Here is a 21,874-nt window from a genome sequence, read left to right as displayed (position 1 = left end):
TAAAAAAACTTTTTTGAAACTATACTTGACAAGATATGTTTTAATGTGTACTATTGTTGTAGACATTGAGAAATGCAATGACCAAAACAAGTACACATAGGAAGAGACAACAGAGAAGACGGGTCACTGGCTGAAAGCCCGTTTGGCCTTGGAATATGGTGGAATGCATTTGGGAGCAGGATGAAGGAATTGAGTATGTCATCCCGTATTACCGACGTTACCGGTTTCGAGTGGCAGCACTAGGCTGCAATTCAGAGTGGAACCGCGGTCCGCCGTCTCTGTTGTAGAGATGGGCGGCTTTTTTTGTATGATTTTCTGATTATTCGATATTGTATGCAGGGGGAGTTATGATGACACAAAGCAAAAAAGACTTAGTTTTAGCAGCCATGGACGGCAAACCGGTTGAACGCGTCCCTTCCGGTTTTTGGTTTCATTTCTTAGACGATGAAATCCATGCCAATGCTTTCGAACATCCGGAATTGACGGAAAAGGTCTTCGCCGGCCAGACCCGCTACATCGATGAAGCCAAACCGGACTTCGTTAAAATCATGACCGACGGCTTTTTCCCTTATGAAAATGAAACGGCTACGAACCTTAAGACGGCGGCTGATTTTAAAAAGATTAAACCCTTAGCCGATGACGATAAGTGGTTTACCCAGCAGATCGACTATGCGAAACGCCTTACAGCTCGTTATGGCGATGAATTGGCCATGTTCTTCAACGTATTCTGTGCCGGAACGACGGTCAAATTCATGCAGGCCGACCTCGATGCCAGTGAAGCCTTCCTGGCCAATGCCGTCAAGGAAGACCCAAAGGCCGTACGTCAGGGCTTGGATGTTATTTCCCATGATTTGGCGAAACTTGCCAAACGGCTGATTACCGAAGGCGGTGTCACCGGCATTTACTTCAGCCTTCAGAATTTACTGGGTATTTCGCCGGAGCTGTACAAAGAGGTCTTGGAACCGGGAGAAAAAGAAATCTTAGCCGCTGCCAACAGCGTCAGCGACTACAATATTCTCCACATCTGCGGTTATGCCGGTCACCGCAATGACCTTTCCTTATATAAAGATTACGATGTAAAAACCGTAAACTGGGCCGTTGTCGTCGAAGGCGTCCCCATTCCGGAAGGCCGGAAAATCCTCAACAATCGCCCGGCTTTAGGCGGTTTTGGAAATTTAGATTCTGAATTGTTGTATAAGGGCTCGAAAGAAGAAATTCAAGCCGAAACGAAGCGGATTTTAGCAGAAGCCGGCCGACAGGGCGTCCTTCTCGGCGCTGACTGCACCGTTCCGCGTGATATCGATTGGAAGCATTTTGAGTGGGTTCGTGAAGCTGCCCGATAGGCAGAGAGAGGAAGATGAAAATGAAGTTTACCATGAAAAAGTTAGGGAAAGCCGTATTGACGGCAGCATTAGTCGGTGTCGTAGCAGCAGTCCTTGCCGGCTGCGGTAAACAGAGTGATTCTGCCGCCGGCGGCGGAGACGGCCAGAAAAAGGTCGTCAACGTGGCCTTTACCAACTACTACGTGCCTTATGATTTCGTCAATGATAAGGGCGAGCCCGACGGCTTTGAAGTTGCCGTCATGCAGGAAGTAGCCAAGAAGCTGCCCCAGTATACCTGGAAGTTTACACCGACCTCGGACGATGATTTGCTCATCGGCGTCGAATCGGGTAAATACACAATCGGTACGAAGGGAATCTGGAAAACGGAAGCTCGGGAAAAGAAATACATCTTCCCGAAAAACTACATTGGCGCCAGTGTCATCGGCTTAGTCATCCGTAAAGCCGACGCTGATAAGATCCATGACATGGATTCCTTTGCCCAGTACAGCGGCAAACTCGTTCCCATTGCACCTCAGGATGCCCGCTACATGGTCATCGATACCTATAATAAGGAACATCCTGACAAACAGATCAAGCTTCAGTCGTCGGAAGCCTTCCAGATTGCCGACGCTTACAGCTGGGTCATGGAAGGCCGCTATGACGGCTACCTCGAAGTTGAACTGAGCTACAAGAACAACATCGTCAAAGACGATGCACCGTACCACAAATTCAACGACAGCCTGACCTACATCCGCTATAAAGGCATTCCGACCTACCCCTTGTTCAATAAGAAAGAACAGAAATTGGCTGACGAAGTCGACCAGGCCATCGATGAACTGCGCAAGGAAGGCAAGATTGCCGAACTGGAACAGAAATACTTTGGCGAAAGCCTGTCTAACTATATTACGCAGTAAAGGCGAAGGAGGACGTTTTGATGGATACACGTGTGTTTAATCCGTCTGTTATCTTCTCGGTTATGCCGGATTTATTGTCGTATCTGTCGGTAACGCTGCTGGTAGCCGTTTCAAGCATTGTATTAGGTTCCCTCTTAGGGATGGGCCTGACCTGGGCAAAACTCGGACGCATCCGGGTTTTGCGCTGGCTGGCGCACGGGTACACTTACATCTTGAAGTGTACCCCTCCTATCGTGCTGCTGTTCATTGTCTTTTATGGACTGCCCAAGCTGATAGAATCGATGACGGATTATGATATTAATGATACCAATCGGGCTCTGTTTGCAATCATTACTTTTACCCTTTTGTTCGGAGCCTATATTTCGGAAGTCTTTCGGGCGGCTTATCAAGCTGTGCCCAAAGGACAGTATGAAGCCGGAGTCAGCATCGGCATGACGCCGTTCCAGACCTTTTATCAGGTCATGCTGCCCCAGGCGGCCCTTATTGCCCTGCCTAATTTCGGCAATTCGACGATTAACTTGCTTAAAGAAGGGGCCTTGGCTTATACGATCGGCCTCATCGACCTGATCGGTAAGGGGAATTTGATCATCGCTCAAAATTTTGGAGCCTATAGTATTGAAATTTATCTGGCCTGTATGATCATTTACTGGATCATGACCCTGATCATTGAAAAGGGATTTGCTCTCTTGGAGGGCGTCCTCGACAAGGGCGTCCATATGGGTCATGCCCGGGCGGGAGGAGGTGAGCCGTAAATGGAACTCGATTATGGTTTTATGATTGAAACGTTTTATAAGATCTGGGACGGTATCGGCGTTACCTTAGGGCTGACGGCTCTGTCACTGATCATCGCTCTTCCCATCTCCTTTTATATGGCCGTCATTCGCCTGCGGGGGCATAAACTGGGGACGGGGATTACGAGATTTTATATTTCCTTTGTCCGCGGAACCCCGTTGGTACTACAGATTTTATTGATGTACAGTCTCTTGCCGAGCTTCCTTAACTTCGCATTGAAGTCCATGGGCTCGTCCTTCAATATCTTTGAAAGCGTCAATCCTTTCTGGTATGCCGTCATCGTCTTTTCTCTCAATACTATCGCCTTGTTAGCCGAAGTATTCCGCTCGGCCTTGATGAGTATCGATAAGGGACAGATGGAAGCCGGCGTATCCGTTGGGCTTTCGGAATGGCAGACCTATCGCCAAATCATCATTCCCCAGGCCATGGTCGTCGCCCTGCCGGCGGTCAGCAATATTACGGTGAATTTGATCAAGGGCACGTCGCTGGCATTCCTGATGACGGTCAAAGACGTACTGGCTATCGGGAAAATTGCCGCCTCGTACGGCTATAACTATATTGAAGCCTATTTGGATGTCTTCGTCGTTTACATCATCGTCTGCACGATTGTCCAGCTCATTTACCGCATAGCTGAAAAACGAATCGGTGCCTTCCGTGCCGTGTAAGGAGAGTATGCTTATGTTAATGTCTATTAAAAACGTCCGTAAGAAGTTTGGCGGCGTAGAGGTCTTAAAAGACCTCAATATGGAAATCAATAAAGGAGATGTCGTCGTCATCCTGGGGCCGAGCGGTTCCGGGAAGACGACCTTCCTGCGGTGTCTTAACTTTCTCGAACGGGCTGACGAGGGGCAGATGGAATTTGCCGACATGAACATCGATTTAAGCAAGCCTTCCGATAAGGAGATTGCCGCTGTCCGCAAGAAGACGGCCTTCGTGTTCCAGGGATATAATCTGTTTGCCAACAAGACCGTTTTGGAAAACGTCATGCTCGGCCTGACGACGGGCCGCGGCATTCCTAAATCCGAAGCCGAACAGACGGCGCGGGATGCCTTGCAGCGCGTCGGCATGATCGACCGGGCCGATTACTATCCGGCTCAATTATCCGGCGGCCAGCAGCAGCGTGTCGGTATTGCCCGGGCCATTGCCGTCAATCCGGACGTTATCTTGTTTGACGAACCGACGTCGGCCCTCGACCCGGAACTGGTCGGCGACGTGCTGAAGGTCATGCGCGATTTGGCTAAAGCCGGGACGACGATGATCGTCGTCACCCATGAAATGAAATTTGCTTCCGACGTGGCGACCCATGTCATCTTTATGGATGGCGGCGTCATCGTCGAAGAAGGTTCATCGGAAGATATCTTCAAGCATCCGAAAGAAGAGCGGACTAAGCGCTTCCTGCACCGCATCTTCTGTACCGCCTTTGACGGTCCGGACGAAGAGGAATAAAAGAAGCATAATAGAATATAAAAAGAGAAGGTCTTCCTCTCTATCAATCGATAGGGAAGGAGGCCTTCTTTGTATGGTGCAGAATCTGTGTTTTGAGGAATCAACCGATGACGACGGAGACAATCTCGTCCGGTGTATCGACGAGAATGGAAGCTCCGTGGCTTTTCAGAAATTCGGTCGGCCGAAAGCCCCAGGTGACGCTGATGCAGTCGAGGCCGGCATTTTGGGCTGTCTGGATATCGATTTCAGAATCGCCGACGTATACGGCGTCTTCCGGTGCGAGGCCGAGGTCATGGAGCACTTTTTGGACCATGTCCGGAGCCGGCTTACGGCGGATTTGCGGCTGTTCACCAAGGACGCTGTCGAAGAGGTCCGGGAAATAGTCGGCAGCCAAGTCCTGTACGGCAGGATTCGGCTTGTTTGATACGACGGCCACTTTGACGTCCTTTTCGCGGAGGCGGCGAATCATGGTGCTGATGCCGTCGTATTCGCCGGTCTTTACGGCACAGTGAGCCGCATAATAAGGCTTATAGATGTCCTGGATGCGGGTGATTTCCTGAGGGTCGATTTGCGGGGTGACCTTGTCGCCGGGCTGGCCGATGGCTTCGAGTTCATCATACGAGGCGAGGTCCTGTTCAATCGCTAAGGCTCGCGTGATGGCAACGACGACACCGCTGCCGAAGAAGTTGCGAACATCGGCTGGCGCATAAGCATGGGCGTGGCCGGTCTGTGCTAAGGCATAGTTTAAGGCATCGGTCAGGTCATCTAAGGTGTTGAGGACCGTTCCATCCATATCAAAAATAACGGCATTGTATTTTTTGGTTGTCATGAGAGAGCCTCCTGCATGTTCTTTTTACCGGAACAGTTTAACGTTCAACGGCCCGGTTGTCAAGTCAGGCTGCTTTGGTAAATCTTTTCTAAGTTGTCCTGCATGCGGTCGAGGTAAGACTTGCCGTCTTCACTGGTTTCAATGGTGTGGATCGTCTCTACGCGGGCGCCGACTTCGCGGGCTAAGGTTTCTGACGTTTCGGGACTTACCATGTCTTCGACGAAGATGGTCTTTACGTTATGGGCCCGGCAGTAATCGGCAAGCCTTGCCAGCTGGCGGGCACTCGGCTCACCGCTGGAAAAGACCGATTCGACACTTTGTTGAGTCAGGCCGAAGTCTCGGCATAAGTAGGCAAAGGCGGCGTGGCCGGTGACAAAATCCTTGCGGGGCGCCTTCGCGAATTTGCCGGCATATTCGTCCTGCAGGGCTTGGAGCTGCCGGGTGTAGTTTTCGGCATTCTGCTGATAGTAGGCCTTGTTGGCCGGATCGGCCTCGGACAGTGCATCGGCGATGTTCCGCACTTCCTGCTGAGCGTTGATCAGGCTGAGCCAAATGTGCGGGTCATAGTCGCCGTGATCGTGGGCTTCTTCTTCATCGGTGAGTTTGATCGGTGTAATGCCTTGAGAGGCATTGACCGTGTGAAGGGACGTATTTTTGGCCGCATCGACGACTTTTGAAGCCCAAGGTTCCATGCCCAGTCCGTTGTAGACGAAGAGCTGCGATTGACCGAGGCGTTTGATGGTCTTCGTCGTCGGTTGGAATTCATGGGGCTCCGTTCCGTCGGGAATGAGGGTGTAAACATCGACTTTATCGCCGCCGACGGCTTGGGTAAATTCTTTTAAGGCGTCAAAGGTGACGGCGACCTTCAGTTTTCCGTCGTCTGGTACATCGGCCGTGGTGCCGCAGCCGGCCAGAACCAACAAGGTCATAGCCGCAATCAGAAGCATCAAGAACCGCGCCGGGAGACGGGAGTGATGAGATGACATAGATACCGACCTCCTATGGCGTTCATCGTATCACGACCGCCTTTTTTTGTCAATTACTTGCAAATGCCTTGCATTTTCGTTTGCGTAGAGATATAATAAACTACCGACAATTTTATGGCAGCGGAGGCAGTTATGATCGATTTACAACACGTTTACTTCTCTTATGAACACGGCGAGTATTTGCTCGAAGATATTAATATGACCATTCGGAACGGGGACTATATTTCCGTCGTCGGCGAAAACGGCAGCGGCAAGAGCACCCTGATTAAACTCATCTTGGGACTCCTCGTGCCGAGCCGCGGCGTCATTTCCAATACCTATCGTCATCGGGCTTATGTGCCGCAGCGCTTTGAAACGCTGAACAGCCAGTTTCCCATCACCGTCTGGGAAGTGCTCAACTGTTACCGGCAAGTCCTTCATTTAAAAGAGAAGGACCTCATACGGACTTGTTTAGAGCAGATGGGGGTCTATGATTTAAAAGACCAGCTCATCGGCAGTTTATCCGGCGGTCAATGTCAGAAAGTCCTCATTGCCAGAGCTCTCATGGGGCATCCCGATCTGCTCATTTTCGATGAACCGTCGACGGGCATCGACGTCCGCAGTCAGGAAGAATTGTACCCCTTTATTAAGGATTTAAATGAGAATCAAGGGATTACAGTCCTTACGGTAGAGCATAATTTGAAATTTGCCGTCCGCAATTCGACGAAACTGTTCCACGTCGTCGGCGGCCATGGCCACTTCTGCTCGCCGAAGGCCTACCTCGATGAATATATGTCGGTTACGATGGGAGGGGAAGACTGATGTTTGAATATGCTTTTATGCAAAATGCCTTTATCGTAGCCATCCTCATTTCCATTGTCTGCCCTCTCATCGGCATCTTCCTCGTCCTGCGCCGCTATTCCATGATTGGTGACGCCTTATCCCATGCGTCTTTAGCCGGCGTTGCTGTCGGGTTACTCCTCGATTGGAACCCCGTCCTCGGCGCCTTTGGCCTGACCAGCTTTTTCGGCATCCTCATTGAAGTTCTGCGCAGTCGTTTCAGACGTTATGCCGAGTTGATTTTGGTTATTATCTTGTCCCTCTCCGTCGGCCTTGCCATTACCATCATCAGTGCCGGACTGGTTCATACCAATGTAGAGTCTTTCTTATTCGGCAGTATCCTCACGGTCTCGACGGACGATGTGTACGCCGTTATCGCCCTCAGCGTCGTTTCCATGGCCCTCATTGCCAAGCTCTATCCCCAACTGGTCATGCTGACCTTCGATGAAGACGGGGCCCAGATTGCCGGCGTTCACAGTAAAGTCGTCAATTATATTTTTTCTGTCCTGGTAGCGGCGACGATTTCCGTATCCATTCGCATCGTCGGTATCTTGGTCATCAGCTCTCTCATAGCCCTTCCCGTAGCGGCGGCCCTGCAGCTTCGAAAAGGCTTTCGTCAGACCCTGATGTATTCCATCTTTTTCAGTTTCGTCGATATTTTGTCGGGTCTGTTCTTGTCCTATTATATCGATGCTGCCCCCGGCGGAGTCACGGCCCTGACGGCTGTCGCCGTCTTGGTGCTGGTCATCATCTATAAAGAAGGGATTTTATCATGGAGAGAAAAGAGGCGTCAGTCATGAGTGATACGTATAAAGACTGCCTTCGTCAACATGGAATGAAGAGTACCAAGGCCCGCAATCTCGTACTGGATGTCTTGAGCTGTAAACAGACACTCGTCACGGTCGAAGCCGTTTATGCGGAACTTCTCGAAGGCGGGAATAAGGTCAGTTTTTCAACGGTTTATCGAATCTTGGAAATGTTTACCCAGCGGGATTTGACGGAAAAAATTTTTCTTCCCGACGAAGGGAAATACGGGTTTTCTCTGCGGCGGCCGGGCCATACACACCGTTTAATCTGTTTACAGTGCCATCAAATCGTAGACTTACCGCACTGTCCGCTCCATGATTATGAACGAGAAGTTGAAAAAAAGACTGATTTCGATATCGTCAGCCATAATCTCGAACTCTACGGGTACTGCCCTGCCTGCAAAAAAAAGCTCCCGCCGTCCGAACGGTAGGAGCTTTTTCGCTGTATCAGCGGATAAACTTGATGAAATTGTCTTTTCGCGGAGACGCAGCCGGCTCCGGCCCGTCGCCGTATCCGACGATACAGTGGCCGACGCCGACTAAGTGTTCCGGAAGGCCCCATTCTCGAAGTAAAGACTTTCCTTCGGGGAGTTCAAATTCTTCACGGGCTCTGTTTATCCAACATGAACCGAGGTGCAGGGCTGCGGCGGCATTCATGAGATTACCTAAAATAAGACAGCCGTCAGACCAGGCGTTGGGGGACTTTTCCATGTCGGCCAGAACGACCAGGGCCGTCGGGGCACCGTACAGAGGATCCGTGGCGGTTCCTTTGATTTTGGCATTCATGGCCGTCAAGCGGCCCAAGGTGTCCGGATTTTGAACGACGACGATGGTACAGGGCTGGATTCCCTTGGCACTGGCGGCATTCATTCCGGCTTGGAGGATGAGATGGAGGTCTTCGTCGCAGATCTGGGCTTTTTTGTATTTTCGGACACTCCTCCTGTTCGTAAGGGTGCGGATGGTTTCGTTCATAAAAATCACTCCTTGAAAAGTTGCGGCAAGTCGATTCGAGAGCTCGCCGCTATGATTGTTTGTCAGTCCTATTATAGGTCGTCGACGTTGGCAGGAAAAGGGGAGGGATGAGACAAAAAAGGATTCTTTTTTCCTGTCAGGCAGTCTCCGGAGACGGGGCCTTAATCTATTGCTTGATACTGGCGATTTGATGGAAAAATATGCTATAATAAAACGATTAGATAGTGATGAAGATAGTATCTAGGAGCGATTGCATTGAAAACACAAGCACCGAAGCTTTCACAGGAGTATATTCAACCGCTGGCCGATGTCTTCAAGGTTTTGGGAGATCCGACACGGCTTCGCATTTTACGCCTTCTCATGGATGGAGAAGTTTGCGTTCGTTGTATTTCTGAAGAACTTGGCATGGGTCAATCGGCTGTATCTCATCAACTGCGTATTTTGCGGGATGCCCGCTTGGTTCAGTTCCGGCGGGAAGGTAAGAACGTGCAGTATTCCTTGGCCGATGCCCACGTATTTACGCTGCTCAACGTCGGGTTGGAGCACGTCGCCGAATAAGGGGGGCCTATGTATCTTTGTTTAATGCGCCACGGAAAGGCACAGCCTTTTTCTTTAAAAAAGCCGGATAAACAGCGGGAATTGACGGAAAAAGGCTGCTGTCAGGCCGCTTCTATGTCCTCTTGGGCCGCATCGTGGTGGCCGGAGGGAAAAACGGCACTTTGGATCAGTCCCTATGTACGGACCTGCCAGACGGCATCTTACTTGGAACAAGAGCTGCCAATCGGGCAGTTCCATACCCATGAAGCCCTGGCTTCGGGAGACCTCGTCGCCGTATATGATCAAATTTTGAGTCAGGAAAAATCGGACGTCGTCTGCATCGTCGGCCATTCACCCTTCCTCGACCGCTGGGTTCAGGCCTGGACGGGGACAGCCGTCGACTTCAAGACCGGCAGCATGGCCCTTTTGGACTTTGACGTCCATGGCGGGCGAATCGGCTCGGCCTCTTTGCTTTTCTACGCTCATCCGAAAGCTTTGAAATTTTTGGAGGCGTCTCGTAAAAAATAACGATGGTTGGAGGTTTTATCTATGATGAAACATGTATTGTCCATTGCCGGTACCGATCCGTCCGGCGGAGCCGGTGCGGCAGCCGACTGCAAGACCTTTTGTGCTCACGGCTGCTTTGCCTTGAATGTCATTACGGCTGTTGTTTCGCAGAATACACAGGGCGTTCGCGGGTATATGGACGTCACACCGGAACTGATCGCATCTCAAATTGATGCCGTATTTGAAGATATCGACGTCGATGCCGTTAAAATCGGCATGGTCAGCGTGCCCGAAACGATTCGGGTCATTGCTGAAAAATTGAAGCAGTACCGTCCGGCCTTCGTCGTCATCGACCCGGTCATGGTTGCTACCAGCGGCCATCGTCTGCTGGCTCCGGAAGCCGAACAGACCTTGAAGGACGTATTGCTGCCCTTAGCCGATGTGTTGACACCGAACCTTCCGGAAGCGGAAGTATTGACCGGTAAAAAGATTGAAAGTTTTGAAGATATGGAAGGGGCGGCGAAAGCCATTGCCGCCATGGGAGCTAAGGCCGTATTGGTAAAAGGAGGTCACCGCATTGCCGATGCGACGGATGTCCTGTTCGACGGCGAAACATTCCATTACTATAAGGGAAAACGCATTGAAAGCACGAGCACTCATGGAACGGGATGTTCTCTGTCGAGTGCCATTGCTTCTAATTTAGCCAACGGCATGAGCCTGTCCGATGCCGTTCAGGCTGCTAAAACGTATGTCTTTGAAGGAATCGCCCATGCCGAACCGATTGGCAAAGGCCATGGCCCGATCCATCATTTCTATGAATTATATAAGAAAGCAGGTGTCAATTGATATGAACATTATATACTCTTTGAAAAAGGCCTGCTGCCTGGTCATGACGGCAGCTTCTATTGGCGGCGTCGCTTTTGCATCAACGCCTCAGGATACGTATGAAGAAGCGGCCCGCAATATGGCGGCTCATCCCCAGGGGGCTTATACCTTGACCTTAGGTATCAAGATGCCCTTCGTCGGTGACGGCGCCGTCGTCAATCAGATCAATATCCAGGAACAGCCTTTCGTCGTCGAATCGCAAGTAAAGACCGAAGGCTTCGCTTCCCAGGCCATGGATAAAATTCCTCAGAACAAGGCTTATGGCGTCCAGAACGGGAAAAAATTCGACGTCTACTACAAGACTCAGGGAAACGACAGCCAGTGGATGAAGAAAAGTTATGACTTAAAGGATTCTAAACCCATTGCCAGCTATTTGACGAACGATCACAACGTCCTTTCCGGTGTAAAATCGGTTACCCGTGCCGGCGGCAACGACTATCATGTCGTCTTTGATGCATCCCGTCTCTATACGGCCTCGGATGAAGCCAACTGGAAGAAGGAAGGCATGACCGATGAACAGGTCCGCGTGTTGGCCAAGGTCCTTCAGGGACTGCAGAAAGTCGGCGACGTACAGACTGTCGTTACCATCGATCCTTCGACGAAGCGCATTTCCCGCATCAGCCTGCCCTTGACAGACCAGCTCCGAAGCTTGGCCTTGACCTTGGTTGACGAATTTGGCCGCAATGATGCTGAAAAAGCCGTATCCCAGTCTTTCATTAAAATGAGCGAAGTCAATTTGACCATTGATTATACGGCCTTGCCCCAGGGAACCCGGCTGACTGTCCCGGAAAATATCATCAAGACAGCTAAAACCGGAAAGTAATTGTAAAATTTTTGTGTAAGAATGAAGGATTATTCAAAAAAATAAGCTAGATTGTTGACAGCGTCCCGGAAATAACGGAAAATATGATAGAAGGAATTATTTCCACTACTGTTCGTTTTATCTTCATATAGGATAGACCTGCAGCTCCGATAGGGGGGCTCCGGTTGGAACGGATACAACTATATTTATTTTTAGGAGGTATATTTTGGCTAAAAAAGAAAAACTCATGGTAATTCCCTTAGGTGGCTTAGGTGAAATCGGCAAGAATATGACGGTTATCCAGTACGGAAACGATATTATCGTCATCGATGCCGGTCTGGCCTTCCCTGATGACGATATGTTCGGCATCGACCTCGTCATCCCGGACATGAGTTACTTGATTGAAAACCGGGACAAAGTACGGGCTGTCGTCATCACTCATGGTCACGAAGACCATATCGGCGGCTTGTCCTACTTACTCAATGAAGTAAACGTGCCCGTGTACGCAACGAAACTGGTATGCGGCCTCATTGAAGGGAAACTCAAAGAAAACCACATTACGAATTACACCTTGAACGAAGTTCATCACGGTGACGAAGTACAGATAGGCTGTATGAAAGTCGGCTTTATCCACACCAATCACTCTATTCCCGATGCCAGTGCCCTCTATTTCCGCACTCCTGTCGGAACGATCGTCCATACAGGGGACTTTAAAGTCGATATGACACCGGTCGACGGGAAACAGATGGACATGCACAAATTTGCAGAATTAGGCCGCCGCGGCGTACTGCTCCTGATGTCGGACAGTACCAATGCCGAACGGCCGGGGTACACTGAATCGGAAACGACGGTCGGCCATGCTTTCCGCAAGGCCTTCCGTGCAGCTAAGGGCCGTATTATCTTGGCGACATTCGCCTCGAATATTTCCCGTATCCAACAGGCTATCAATACGGCCATCCAATTCAAACGTAAGGTAACCGTTCTCGGCCGCAGCATGGTCAACAACGTTCAGGTTGCCATTGAACTGGGCTACCTCAATGTGCCCGAAGGCGTCCTCATCGAACCGGATGAGCTCAACCGTTATCCGGCTGACCAGGTCCTCATCCTGACGACGGGCAGCCAAGGCGAACCGATGGCCGGGTTGTCCCGTATGGCATCTAATAACCACCGCAGCGTCAGCATCATGCCCGGCGATACGGTCATCATTTCGGCAACGCCGATTCCCGGCAATGAAACCGGTGTCGGCCGTACCATCGACAACCTCATGCGCCTCGGTGCCAATGTCATCGCCGGTCGGGATAAGAAAATTCATGTATCCGGCCATGCCAGCCAGGAAGAACTGAAGCTCATGTTGGGGCTCATTAAGCCGAACTACTTCGTTCCGATTCACGGTGAATACCGCATGCTTCGGACCCATGGCGACTTAGCTGTCATGATGGGCGTCGACAAAGATCACGTCCTCATTGGCGACAATGGACAGATTTTTGAATTTTCCAATCGCTCCGGTCATAAGACGGGCCATGTCAATGCCGGCCGCGTCTTCGTCGACGGCCTCGGTGTCGGCGACGTCGGCAACATCGTCATCCGCGACCGCCAGCAGCTGGCTATGGAAGGCGTCGTCATTGTCGTCATGACCTTGGCAAAGGGCACGAGCCATCCTTTGGCCGGCCCCGATATCGTATCCCGCGGCTTCGTCTATGTCCGTGATTCCGAAGAACTGATCCGCGAAGCCCACGACCGGGTTGCCGCTGTTCTCGAACGCTGTGAAGCCGGAAATATTCGCGAATGGGCTGTCATCAAGTCTCAAGTACGCGATACCCTCAGTCGGTATCTCTATGAAAAGACGCGGCGCCGCCCGATGATTTTACCGATTATTATGGAAGTATAAAACGTGACATATCGTTGTACTGTGACAGCGGGGGCATCTCTTGTCTCCGCTGTTTCGCAGTTTTTATTGGAAGGGGGAAATCCTATGGAGCAGAAGCGTGTTACGCCGCTGACGACGGCCGGTTGCTTTGCCGCCATAATGCTGCTTTTTGCGCTTCTAAGTACATTTGTACCTGTCTTTTCTTTCTTTGGCTACTTTATCATGCCCGTGCCGATGACGATTATCTTTATGAAGTACGGCCTGCGTTATGCCGTACTGCTCGGCGTCACAGTCGGCGTCCTTATGGGCATCTTCATCGATCCGATTACGGCACTCTATCAGTTCATTATCTTCGGCTCTGTCGGCCTTGCCTTGGGAGCCGGATTTCGGAATCAATGGCCGGCTGCACGCCTTTTGGGAACGGTGGCGGCTGTCTTGGCCGGTGCCTTTGCCCTGACCTGCCTCTTGGCGTATGTCGCCTTGGATATCAATATCTTTACTCAGTTCAATGACTTCTTTACCCAGCTCATGGATACACTGGAAGCCCAGTACAAGTCACAGGGCATGTCCGATGTTCAATTGACGGAAAATATGGCCCAGCTGGCACAGATCCGGGAATTGCTGCCGTCTCTTCTGCCCATGTTCTTTGCCTTGGGTATGATGATCATGGCCTATATCCATATCGCCTTTTCTCAAGTTATCCTGCGGCGCCTGGGCTTTTCGGTCGAGTCCTTTTTGCCGATTCGTTATTGGGAAATGCCTCGTTGTATGATATACTTATATATATTGGCCTTGGTCATGAAGTATTGGGGCGTTACCCGGGAGATTGACTGGCTCAATATCATCGGCATGAATCTCTCTCAGCTTGCTTACTTTTTTCTTTGTGTTCAGGGGATTGCCCTTATTTTGTACCTCATCAACCGCCGTTTCCAACTGAGAAATGGCTTGCAGGCCCTGATCCTCATCCTGTTTTTTGTCATGCCTGTTTTTTCGTATGCTGCCTTTGTGGCCGGCATCTTCGACATGCTTGCGAACTATAGAAAAAAAGATTACACGCGTTAGTGTGCAGGGGGCGGAACCATGTTTAAAAATTTGCTGTCAAGACGGTCGGACGGACCTTTTTTCCTGATTACTGTCTTGCTGATTCTTGTCATTGCCGTCTATAATTGGATCATTGCCTTGTTGGCCGTTATCCTGACCGGCGGTGCCTATGTCCTGACCCGCAAGAATCACAATGAACGCAGCCGAGAAATAAGTCAGTTTTTCGATGCCATTTCACGCAGTGTCGATCAGGCATCGACGTATGCTGTACAGAACCTGCCTATCGGCATTGCCATCATCGATATGCAGTCGAATCTGTGCTGGGCTAACAGTGTTTTTCGTGATTGGGTAGGCGATATCGACAATGATCAGAAGCTGGATCATATCATGCCCAATTTGAAAGTTGATAAATTTTGGGGAAAATCGGGCTATTTTTTTGAACACATCAGCGAACGATATTACCGCGTCGTCTATAAGTACTTGCAGACCGAAGCGGCAGAAGATGACAACTACCTCATCCTTTACTTTGAAGACATTACCGATACGGAACGGCAGAAGATAAATTCTTTGGCAGCTGTCCCCGTTTTTTGTGATATCGAAATCGACAATATGGAAGAAGTCGCCAAGGGGATGACGGCCGTCCAGCGGGCGACGTTGGTGACCAATGTCAATAACGCTCTCATTGGTGAACTGTCCGGGCACAACTGCTTCATCCGCGGCTACGGCAATGAAAAGTACATCGCCTGTATGAGTCGGGAAACACTCGAATTTTATAAAGAGAACAACTTTGCTTTCTTAGAAAAAATTCGTGCCATCCATACGGTAAACCAGATTCCCGTTACCCTCAGTATGGGCGTGGCTCTCTTTCCGAGCGACGTCATCGCTGCCGGTAAGGCCGACTTCAATGAATTAGCCGATAAAGCCCGGGCAGGCCTCGATTTGGCTTTAGGGCGCGGCGGTGACCAGGTCGTCGTCTATGAAGACGATGGGTCACCTCATTTTTATGGCGGTAAAACGCGGAGCGTCGAAAAGAATACTCGCGTACGGGCCCGCGTCGTATCCCAAGCCATCCATGAACTCATTGACAATAGTGAAATGGTCCTGGTTATGGGGCACGAACGGGAAGATTATGACAGCCTCGGTGCTGCCGTCGGCGTTGCGCACATGGCTCGTCTGGCTGAAAAGCCGGTCCATGTCGTCCTCAGCGATCAGGCCGATGCCGTTCAGCGCCTGACGTCAGAACTGATGGATGATCCTGATTTCAAAGACTTGATCATTTCCCCGGAAACGGCAGAAAAAATTTGCAATAACCAGACACTGCTGTTCATCACCGATACGCATCGGCCGGATATGACGGCGGCGCCGGCACTTTTGACCAAGACCGATCACCGCGTCGTCATCGACCACCACCGCCGCAGTTCGGATTTTATCCAAAAACCGCTGCTTACGTATACTGAAACGTCGAGTTCGTCGACGAGTGAACTCGTAACGGAACTCTTACAGTATTTCCAGGAAGATGTAGATCTGGCTAAAATCGAAGCGACGGCCCTCTATGCGGGTATCGTCGTCGATACCAAGAACTTCGCCGTCCAGACCGGCGTCCGTACCTTTGATGCGGCTTCTTATCTTCGTCGCTGCGGAGCCGATCCCGACATCGTCCGCGATCTGTTCAGCTGTGATTTTGATACCGTAAAGGACCGGGCTGCCATCCTGTCGGGAGCCCGCATTAAAGACGGCATTGCTGTCGCAAGTTGTCCTAAGGGACAGGCTAATGCCATGATCATTGCCGCACAGGCTGCCGATGCCTTGGTTAATATCGACAAGGTCGAAGCCAGCTTTACTTTTTACTACCTCGACGACGGCTATATTGGCGTCAGTGCCCGATCGCGAGGCGATATCAATGTACAACTCGTCATGGAAGCCATTGGCGGCGGCGGTCATCGCACCGTAGCCGGTGCCCAGGTCAAAGGGCGCACGATGGAAGAAGCACAAGACGTCGTCATGGCGGCTCTCCGTGAAACGTTAGATAAAAATAAGGAGATTGATGAAAAATGAAGGTAATTTTATTAGAAGATGTAAAGAAACTCGGAAAAAAGGGGGACATCGTCGAAGTCTCCGAAGGCTATGGCCGCAACTTCCTCCTGCCCCGTAAATTAGCAGCGCCGGGCACGTCGGAAAATATCAACGATGCCAAGCAGAAGAAAGCCGCAGCTCAGCATAAGGCCCAGGTAGCATCAGACGAAGCGGTCATCTTGGCCAGTCAGCTCAAGAAAGTAGAGCTCACGATTCCCGTTAAAGTCGGTGAAGGCGGCAAAGTATTCGGAGCCATTACCGGAAAGAACATCAGTGACGCTGCGAAGGAACAGTATGACATCGACCTTGACAAGAAGAAAGTTGAAATCAAGGATCCGATTAAATCCGTCGGCGACTACGATGTCACCATCCGTGTTCATCCGACCATTACCAGTGTCATTAAAATACACGTTGTAGAAGGCTGATTCACTAGCCGCAAGAGGTTACAATGAAAGAATTATTGGATAAACTGTTACAGCGCCATAAGTACTTAGAACCTACGGCGGAGGAAGAACTCCGCCGCCAGGTTAATGTGCTTTATGGCGCTTTTACTGGCCTTATAGGGTCTGAAAAAATGGTCCTCCGTGCCAGCAAATACTCAGCCTTGTCGTACATTCATTCTGAAGACCCCCGCCAGCGTCTGGTCGGACTACAGCGTCTCATTTACGAAGACGTATCGTACGATAAGGTGCCCGGTGACGACGAAGTCATCAATGTTCTCAATGAGCTTGAAATGGTCCTTGCCGAAATGCTGGCCCGTCAGGCCGTTGAGGAACGACTGGAAAAGAAAATTACTCAGCGCATGGACGAAAAGCAGCAGGAATACGTGCGGGAAATCAAGATGGAACTCATCAAAGAAGAACTGCACGATGTAGAAACGCAGCAGACCAAGCGCAAGCTCAAAGAATTGGATGACCTCGAAAAGGTCGAACTTACGGAATCGGTCATGGAACGGGTACGGCCGAAACGGCTCAGTGCCATCGTCGGTCAAGAACGGGCCGTCGAAGCCATGCAGAGTAAGCTGGCTTCCGTCTATCCCCAGCATCTGCTCCTCTACGGACCGCCTGGCGTCGGCAAGACGACGGCTGCCCGCATCGTCCTCGATGAAGCAAAGAAACTGGCCTTTACGCCCTTTGGTCCTAAGGCTCCCTTTGTAGAAACGGACGGGACGACCCTTCGTTGGGATTCGCGGGATATGACCAACCCCCTCATCGGCTCGGTTCACGATCCGATTTATCAGGGGGCTCGCCGCGATTTGGCCGATACGGGCATTCCGGAACCGAAACCGGGTCTGGTCACCGAAGCTCATGGCGGCATCTTATTCATCGATGAAATCGGTGAAATGGATCCGATGCTGCTCAATAAATTGTTAAAAGTCATGGAAGATAAACGGGTTCGCTTCGAATCGGCTTATTACGATGAAGACGATCCCAACGTCCCCCAATATATCCGCAGACTCTTTGCCGAAGGGGCACCGGCGGACTTCATTCTCATCGGAGCCACGACGAGAGACCCGTCGGAAATCAATCCGGCCATTCGCTCGCGCTGTGCAGAAATCTTTTTTGAACCCCTCATTCCGACGGACATCGAAAAAATCGTTTCTCATGCAGCGGAACAACTGGGGGCATCCCTTGAAGACGGCGTCGCTAAATCTATTGCCGAATTTACCATTGAAGGGCGAAAAGCCGTCAACATTCTGGCCGATACCTACGGATTGGCCGTATTCCAGTCGGGAAATAAAGATCAGGTACGCATTACCAAGGACCATGTCCGCCGCGTCGCCCAGATCAGCCGCCTCGTTCCCTATGTGACGGAAAAGGCCAGCAATACGCCGGTCGTCGGCAAGGTGTTCGGCCTTGGCGTTGCCGGGTACCTGGGATCTGCCATTGAAATTGAAGCCGTTGCCTTTCCGGCGCGAGAACCGGGAAAAGGATACTACCGATTCAATGATACGGCAGGCTCCATGGCCAAGGATTCGATGTTCAATGCGGCAGCTGTTATGCGCCGCGTGACGGGGAAAGAACTTTCCGATTACGACGTCAACATCAATTTTGTTGGCGGCGGCAATATCGACGGCCCGTCGGCAGGCTGTGCCATTACGACGGCCCTTATTTCAGCCGTATCCGGCGTGCCCGTCCGTCAGGACATGGCCCTCACCGGGGAAATCTCTATCCAAGGTCAGGTCAAACCCGTCGGCGGCGTCTTTGAAAAAGCCTACGGGGCCTGCCAAGCCGGCATGAAGGGCATCATTATCCCTAAGGAAAATTCTCATGACATTCCGGAACGCCATCTGGGACTCGATATCCATTATGCCGCTGATATTGACGACGTACTGAAATTGATGTTGGTCAAATAGGGGGAATCATAGTATGGAACAGCGGGTGCCACCGCAGAATGTCGAAGCCGAACAAGCTGTCCTCGGAGCTATGCTCCTAAGCCACGATGCGGTCATCTTGGCGATGGAACGACTGCAGTCGCACGACTTTTACCGGGATGTCCACCGCGTCATCTTTGAGGGCATGGAACATCTGCATCGGGAAAATAAAGAAATCGACGTCATTACCTTAACCGAAGAGCTGCGGCGCATGAAGCGCCTGGATGATGTCGGCGGCGTCGAATACGTCCTGCAGCTGCCCAATATGGTCGCGACGGCAGCCAACATCGAATACCATGCCAACATCGTTTCTGAAAAAGCCTTGGCGCGGAACCTTATTTCGACGTGTACCGAATTGACGACTGAAGCCTACGACGGAGAAAAGGAGCCGGAGGACCTCCTCGACGATGCCGAACGAAAGATTCTGCAGCTGTCGGATACGAAAAACCGCGGCGACTTTGCCTCTGTCGGCGCCGTCGTCGAAACGACCCTCGATAAAATTACCAAACTTTATGAAAATAAGGCCGGTCTTACGGGCCTTCCTACGGGATTTCGCGACCTCGATCGCATGACATCGGGCCTTCAACCGTCTGATCTCATCCTCGTCGCCGCCCGGCCCAGTATGGGTAAGACGGCCTTTACCCTGAACATTGCTCAGAATGTCGGCGTCCGTCAGCGAAAGACGGTGGCCTTCTTTTCCCTGGAAATGTCTCAGGAACAGCTCGTACAGCGTCTGCTCTGCCAGATCGCTCATATCGATTCACAAAAGCTGCGTACGGGTCAGCTCAACAGTGATGACGAATGGACGCGCCTTACCGATGCCTGCGACAAGCTCTATGAATCGCCGGTCTACATCGACGATACGCCGGGGATTTCCGTTGCCGAAATGCGTTCTAAGGCGCGGCGGCTAAAGTCAGAGCATGGCCTGGATCTCATTATCGTCGACTACCTGCAGCTCATGCAGGGGCGTAACTCGGAAAGCCGCCAGCAGGAAATCTCTGAAATTTCCCGATCCCTGAAGGCCTTAGCCCGGGAACTCAAAGTGCCTTTGATCGCCTTGTCTCAGCTCAGCCGAAGCGTAGAAAGCCGTCAGGATAAGCGGCCAATGCTCAGTGACCTCCGTGAATCGGGGGCTCTTGAACAGGATGCCGACATCGTTTCCTTCTTATATCGAGAAGACTATTACGATAAGGAAACGGAAAATCAGCACATTACGGAGGTCATCCTGGCGAAGCATCGTAACGGGCCGGTGGGCTCGGTCAAACTTTACTTTAAAAATGAATTTACTTTGTTCCTCAACTTGGATACGCAGCACGAAGGATAACGTGCTGCGTTCTTTTTGAAGAGGGAAAGAAAAAGATAAAAAAATACTTGCATTATTCCAGACGGTGTAGTATACTAATTAAGTCAGCGGTTCTTCCGAGAAGTCGGAAACACTTTTGATTTCGAAGAAAAAGGACAAGAAACTGATGAAAGTTCTTGACAGAACATCAAGTCTTAGTTATAATAGACTATGTTCTATGGAACGATAAGCCAACGTAGCTCAATTGGTAGAGCAACTGACTTGTAATCAGTAGGTTGTAGGTTCAAGTCCTATCGTTGGCTCCAAAAAATGGTGGGGTTCCCGAGTGGCTAAAGGGAGCAGACTGTAAATCTGCCGGCGTTCGCCTTCGAAGGTTCGAATCCTTCCCCCACCACCAATGTCGCGGGGTGGAGCAGTTGGTAGCTCGTCGGGCTCATAACCCGAAGGTCGTAGGTTCAAGTCCTGCCCCCGCTACCAAATTTTTTTTACTAGTCTTAGTAAGAAACAACTTCATACAAGGCTTTGACCTGTATACAAGCTGTTGTAGCTCAGTCGGTAGAGCGTATCCTTGGTAAGGATAAGGTCACCGGTTCAATCCCGGTCAATAGCTCCACACATGGCGGCTTAGCTCAGTTGGCTAGAGCATGCGGTTCATACCCGCAGTGTCCAGAGTTCGAATCTCCGAGCCGCCACCACACTGATAACCTCGTATATACGGGGTTATTTCTATATGCAGACATATTTTTTGCTTAATTTATTGTTTTTTTTAGCAAAGAATATGGATATGTGATAAAATGCAAGTGATAGATGTTTTTTAAAGGAGGAATTATCATGGCAAAAGAACATTTTGAAAGAACGAAACCGCATGTCAACATCGGCACGATTGGTCACGTCGACCACGGCAAAACGACATTAACGGCAGCTATCACCAAAGTTTTGGCTGAAAAAGGCTACGCTAAATTCGAAGACTATGCCGACATCGACAAAGCTCCGGAAGAACGTGAACGCGGTATTACCATCAACACTGCACACGTTGAATATGAAACGGACAAACGTCACTATGCACACGTTGACTGCCCGGGCCATGCCGACTATGTTAAAAACATGATCACCGGTGCTGCTCAGATGGACGGTGCTATCCTCGTCGTATCCGCTGCTGACGGCCCGATGCCGCAGACTCGTGAACACATCCTCTTGGCTCGCCAGGTCGGTGTACCGGCTATCGTTGTATACCTCAACAAAGCTGACCAGGTTGACGATCCGGAACTGTTGGAACTCGTTGAAATGGAAGTCCGCGATCTCCTCAGCTCTTATGATTTCCCCGGCGACGATGTACCTATCATCGTTGGCTCTGCTCTTAAAGCCCTCGAAGGCGACGAAAGTGAAATCGGCAAACTGTCTATCCTCAAATTGATGGATGCCGTTGACGAATATATCCCGACCCCGCAGCGTCCGACGGACCAGCCGTTCTTGATGCCTGTCGAAGACGTCTTCACCATCACCGGCCGCGGCACTGTTGCTACGGGCCGTGTTGAACGTGGCGAATTGAAAGTCGGCGATAACGTTGAAATCGTAGGCCTTGCTGATAAACCGAAAGAT

22 protein-coding genes, 5 tRNA genes and 1 other annotated feature are annotated in these 21,874 nt (G+C 50.8%); of the genes, 24 read left to right on the top strand and 3 right to left on the bottom strand.

What is annotated here, in order from left to right:
- The first annotated feature begins 68 nt into the window (after nucleotides 1-68).
- Nucleotides 69-283, top strand: a binding site (T-box leader).
- Between the two features lie 64 nt (nucleotides 284-347).
- The 5 genes from TX77_RS00610 to TX77_RS00590 are packed head-to-tail and all read left to right on the top strand — an operon-like array spanning nucleotide 348 to nucleotide 4,474.
- A complete protein-coding gene (locus tag TX77_RS00610) occupies nucleotides 348-1,343 on the top strand; it encodes a uroporphyrinogen decarboxylase family protein (RefSeq protein WP_230197982.1) in 996 nt (331 codons plus the stop codon).
- 20 nt (nucleotides 1,344-1,363) lie between these two features.
- Nucleotides 1,364-2,236, top strand: a complete 873-nt coding sequence (locus TX77_RS00605) for a transporter substrate-binding domain-containing protein (protein WP_226870323.1) — start codon at nucleotides 1,364-1,366, stop codon at nucleotides 2,234-2,236.
- A 20-nt stretch (nucleotides 2,237-2,256) separates the two neighbouring features.
- Entirely contained in the window at nucleotides 2,257-2,988 is a 732-nt protein-coding gene (locus tag TX77_RS00600; RefSeq protein ID WP_044502881.1) for an amino acid ABC transporter permease, read from the top strand.
- Nucleotides 2,989-3,693, top strand: coding sequence for an amino acid ABC transporter permease (locus TX77_RS00595; protein WP_044502880.1), 705 nt, complete (start codon nucleotides 2,989-2,991; stop codon nucleotides 3,691-3,693).
- A gap of 7 nt (nucleotides 3,694-3,700) precedes the next feature.
- Entirely contained in the window at nucleotides 3,701-4,474 is a 774-nt protein-coding gene (locus tag TX77_RS00590; protein ID WP_230197981.1) for an amino acid ABC transporter ATP-binding protein, read from the top strand.
- A 100-nt stretch (nucleotides 4,475-4,574) separates the two neighbouring features.
- Here the strand turns inward: TX77_RS00590 and TX77_RS00585 are convergent, their stop codons facing one another.
- Together TX77_RS00585 and TX77_RS00580 are read right to left on the bottom strand one after the other, a co-directional pair.
- The gene (locus TX77_RS00585) at nucleotides 4,575-5,303 is read right to left on the bottom strand and encodes an HAD family hydrolase (protein WP_044502878.1); all 729 of its coding nucleotides are present in this window, start codon (nucleotides 5,301-5,303) and stop codon (nucleotides 4,575-4,577) included.
- Nucleotides 5,304-5,362: 59 nt separating this feature from the next.
- Nucleotides 5,363-6,289, bottom strand: a complete 927-nt coding sequence (locus tag TX77_RS00580; protein WP_044502877.1) for a metal ABC transporter substrate-binding protein — start codon at nucleotides 6,287-6,289, stop codon at nucleotides 5,363-5,365.
- Nucleotides 6,290-6,421: 132 nt separating this feature from the next.
- On the opposite strand from TX77_RS00580, the gene TX77_RS00575 reads away from it, so the two are divergent.
- Genes TX77_RS00575 through TX77_RS00565 form a run of 3 tightly spaced genes read left to right on the top strand, consistent with a single transcriptional unit; the run spans nucleotide 6,422 to nucleotide 8,345 of the window.
- A complete protein-coding gene (locus tag TX77_RS00575) occupies nucleotides 6,422-7,090 on the top strand; it encodes a metal ABC transporter ATP-binding protein (RefSeq protein ID WP_044502876.1) in 669 nt (222 codons plus the stop codon).
- The gene (locus TX77_RS00570) at nucleotides 7,090-7,908 is read left to right on the top strand and encodes a metal ABC transporter permease (RefSeq protein ID WP_044502875.1); all 819 of its coding nucleotides are present in this window, start codon (nucleotides 7,090-7,092) and stop codon (nucleotides 7,906-7,908) included. The genes TX77_RS00575 and TX77_RS00570 overlap by 1 nt, the downstream gene beginning before the upstream one ends.
- Nucleotides 7,905-8,345 (top strand): Fur family transcriptional regulator, encoded by a 441-nt coding sequence (locus TX77_RS00565; RefSeq protein WP_044502874.1) that lies wholly within the window; start codon nucleotides 7,905-7,907, stop codon nucleotides 8,343-8,345. The genes TX77_RS00570 and TX77_RS00565 overlap by 4 nt, the downstream gene beginning before the upstream one ends.
- Before the next feature lie 16 nt (nucleotides 8,346-8,361).
- Here the strand turns inward: TX77_RS00565 and TX77_RS00560 are convergent, their stop codons facing one another.
- Entirely contained in the window at nucleotides 8,362-8,886 is a 525-nt protein-coding gene (locus TX77_RS00560) for a nitroreductase family protein (protein WP_044502873.1), read from the bottom strand.
- A 255-nt stretch (nucleotides 8,887-9,141) separates the two neighbouring features.
- On the opposite strand from TX77_RS00560, the gene TX77_RS00555 reads away from it, so the two are divergent.
- The 16 genes from TX77_RS00555 to TX77_RS00480 form a co-directional block, all read left to right on the top strand.
- Complete coding sequence (locus TX77_RS00555) at nucleotides 9,142-9,444, top strand: ArsR/SmtB family transcription factor (protein ID WP_044502872.1); 303 nt, start codon at nucleotides 9,142-9,144, stop codon at nucleotides 9,442-9,444.
- Between the two features lie 9 nt (nucleotides 9,445-9,453).
- A complete protein-coding gene (locus TX77_RS00550) occupies nucleotides 9,454-9,951 on the top strand; it encodes a SixA phosphatase family protein (protein ID WP_230197980.1) in 498 nt (165 codons plus the stop codon).
- 21 nt (nucleotides 9,952-9,972) lie between these two features.
- Nucleotides 9,973-10,776 carry a bifunctional hydroxymethylpyrimidine kinase/phosphomethylpyrimidine kinase gene (gene thiD / locus TX77_RS00545; RefSeq protein WP_081651666.1) on the top strand — a complete coding sequence of 268 codons (804 nt, stop codon included), beginning with the start codon at nucleotides 9,973-9,975 and terminating at the stop codon, nucleotides 10,774-10,776.
- Nucleotide 10,777: 1 nt separating this feature from the next.
- A complete protein-coding gene (locus TX77_RS00540) occupies nucleotides 10,778-11,638 on the top strand; it encodes a hypothetical protein (RefSeq protein ID WP_044502870.1) in 861 nt (286 codons plus the stop codon).
- 205 nt (nucleotides 11,639-11,843) lie between these two features.
- Nucleotides 11,844-13,505, top strand: a complete 1,662-nt coding sequence (locus tag TX77_RS00535; protein ID WP_044502869.1) for a ribonuclease J — start codon at nucleotides 11,844-11,846, stop codon at nucleotides 13,503-13,505.
- 84 nt (nucleotides 13,506-13,589) lie between these two features.
- A complete protein-coding gene (locus tag TX77_RS00530; RefSeq protein WP_044502868.1) occupies nucleotides 13,590-14,546 on the top strand; it encodes a YybS family protein in 957 nt (318 codons plus the stop codon).
- Between the two features lie 18 nt (nucleotides 14,547-14,564).
- On the top strand, nucleotides 14,565-16,580 hold the full coding sequence (locus tag TX77_RS00525) for a DHH family phosphoesterase (RefSeq protein WP_044502867.1): 2,016 nt from the start codon (nucleotides 14,565-14,567) through the stop codon (nucleotides 16,578-16,580).
- The gene (gene rplI / locus TX77_RS00520) at nucleotides 16,577-17,023 is read left to right on the top strand and encodes a 50S ribosomal protein L9 (protein WP_044502866.1); all 447 of its coding nucleotides are present in this window, start codon (nucleotides 16,577-16,579) and stop codon (nucleotides 17,021-17,023) included. Before TX77_RS00525 ends, rplI begins: the two co-directional genes overlap by 4 nt.
- Before the next feature lie 23 nt (nucleotides 17,024-17,046).
- Nucleotides 17,047-18,954 carry a Lon family ATP-dependent protease gene (lonC, locus tag TX77_RS00515; RefSeq protein ID WP_044502865.1) on the top strand — a complete coding sequence of 636 codons (1,908 nt, stop codon included), beginning with the start codon at nucleotides 17,047-17,049 and terminating at the stop codon, nucleotides 18,952-18,954.
- Nucleotides 18,955-18,967: 13 nt separating this feature from the next.
- The gene (dnaB, locus tag TX77_RS00510; protein ID WP_044502864.1) at nucleotides 18,968-20,296 is read left to right on the top strand and encodes a replicative DNA helicase; all 1,329 of its coding nucleotides are present in this window, start codon (nucleotides 18,968-18,970) and stop codon (nucleotides 20,294-20,296) included.
- Nucleotides 20,297-20,504: 208 nt separating this feature from the next.
- A tRNA-Thr gene (locus TX77_RS00505) sits at nucleotides 20,505-20,580 on the top strand.
- Between the two features lie 6 nt (nucleotides 20,581-20,586).
- Nucleotides 20,587-20,672, top strand: a tRNA-Tyr gene (locus TX77_RS00500).
- A 4-nt stretch (nucleotides 20,673-20,676) separates the two neighbouring features.
- Nucleotides 20,677-20,752 (top strand) — tRNA-Met (locus TX77_RS00495).
- Nucleotides 20,753-20,812: 60 nt separating this feature from the next.
- Nucleotides 20,813-20,888 (top strand) — tRNA-Thr (locus tag TX77_RS00490).
- Between the two features lie 5 nt (nucleotides 20,889-20,893).
- Nucleotides 20,894-20,970, top strand: a tRNA-Met gene (locus tag TX77_RS00485).
- Between the two features lie 136 nt (nucleotides 20,971-21,106).
- Nucleotides 21,107-21,874: elongation factor Tu (locus TX77_RS00480; protein WP_044502997.1), on the top strand; the 768-nt coding region annotated here is incomplete at its 3' end.

This window comes from Megasphaera massiliensis, assembly GCF_000455225.1.
Classification (GTDB): domain Bacteria; phylum Bacillota; class Negativicutes; order Veillonellales; family Megasphaeraceae; genus Megasphaera; species Megasphaera massiliensis.
This window is presented reverse-complemented; position numbering and strand designations above follow the sequence as displayed.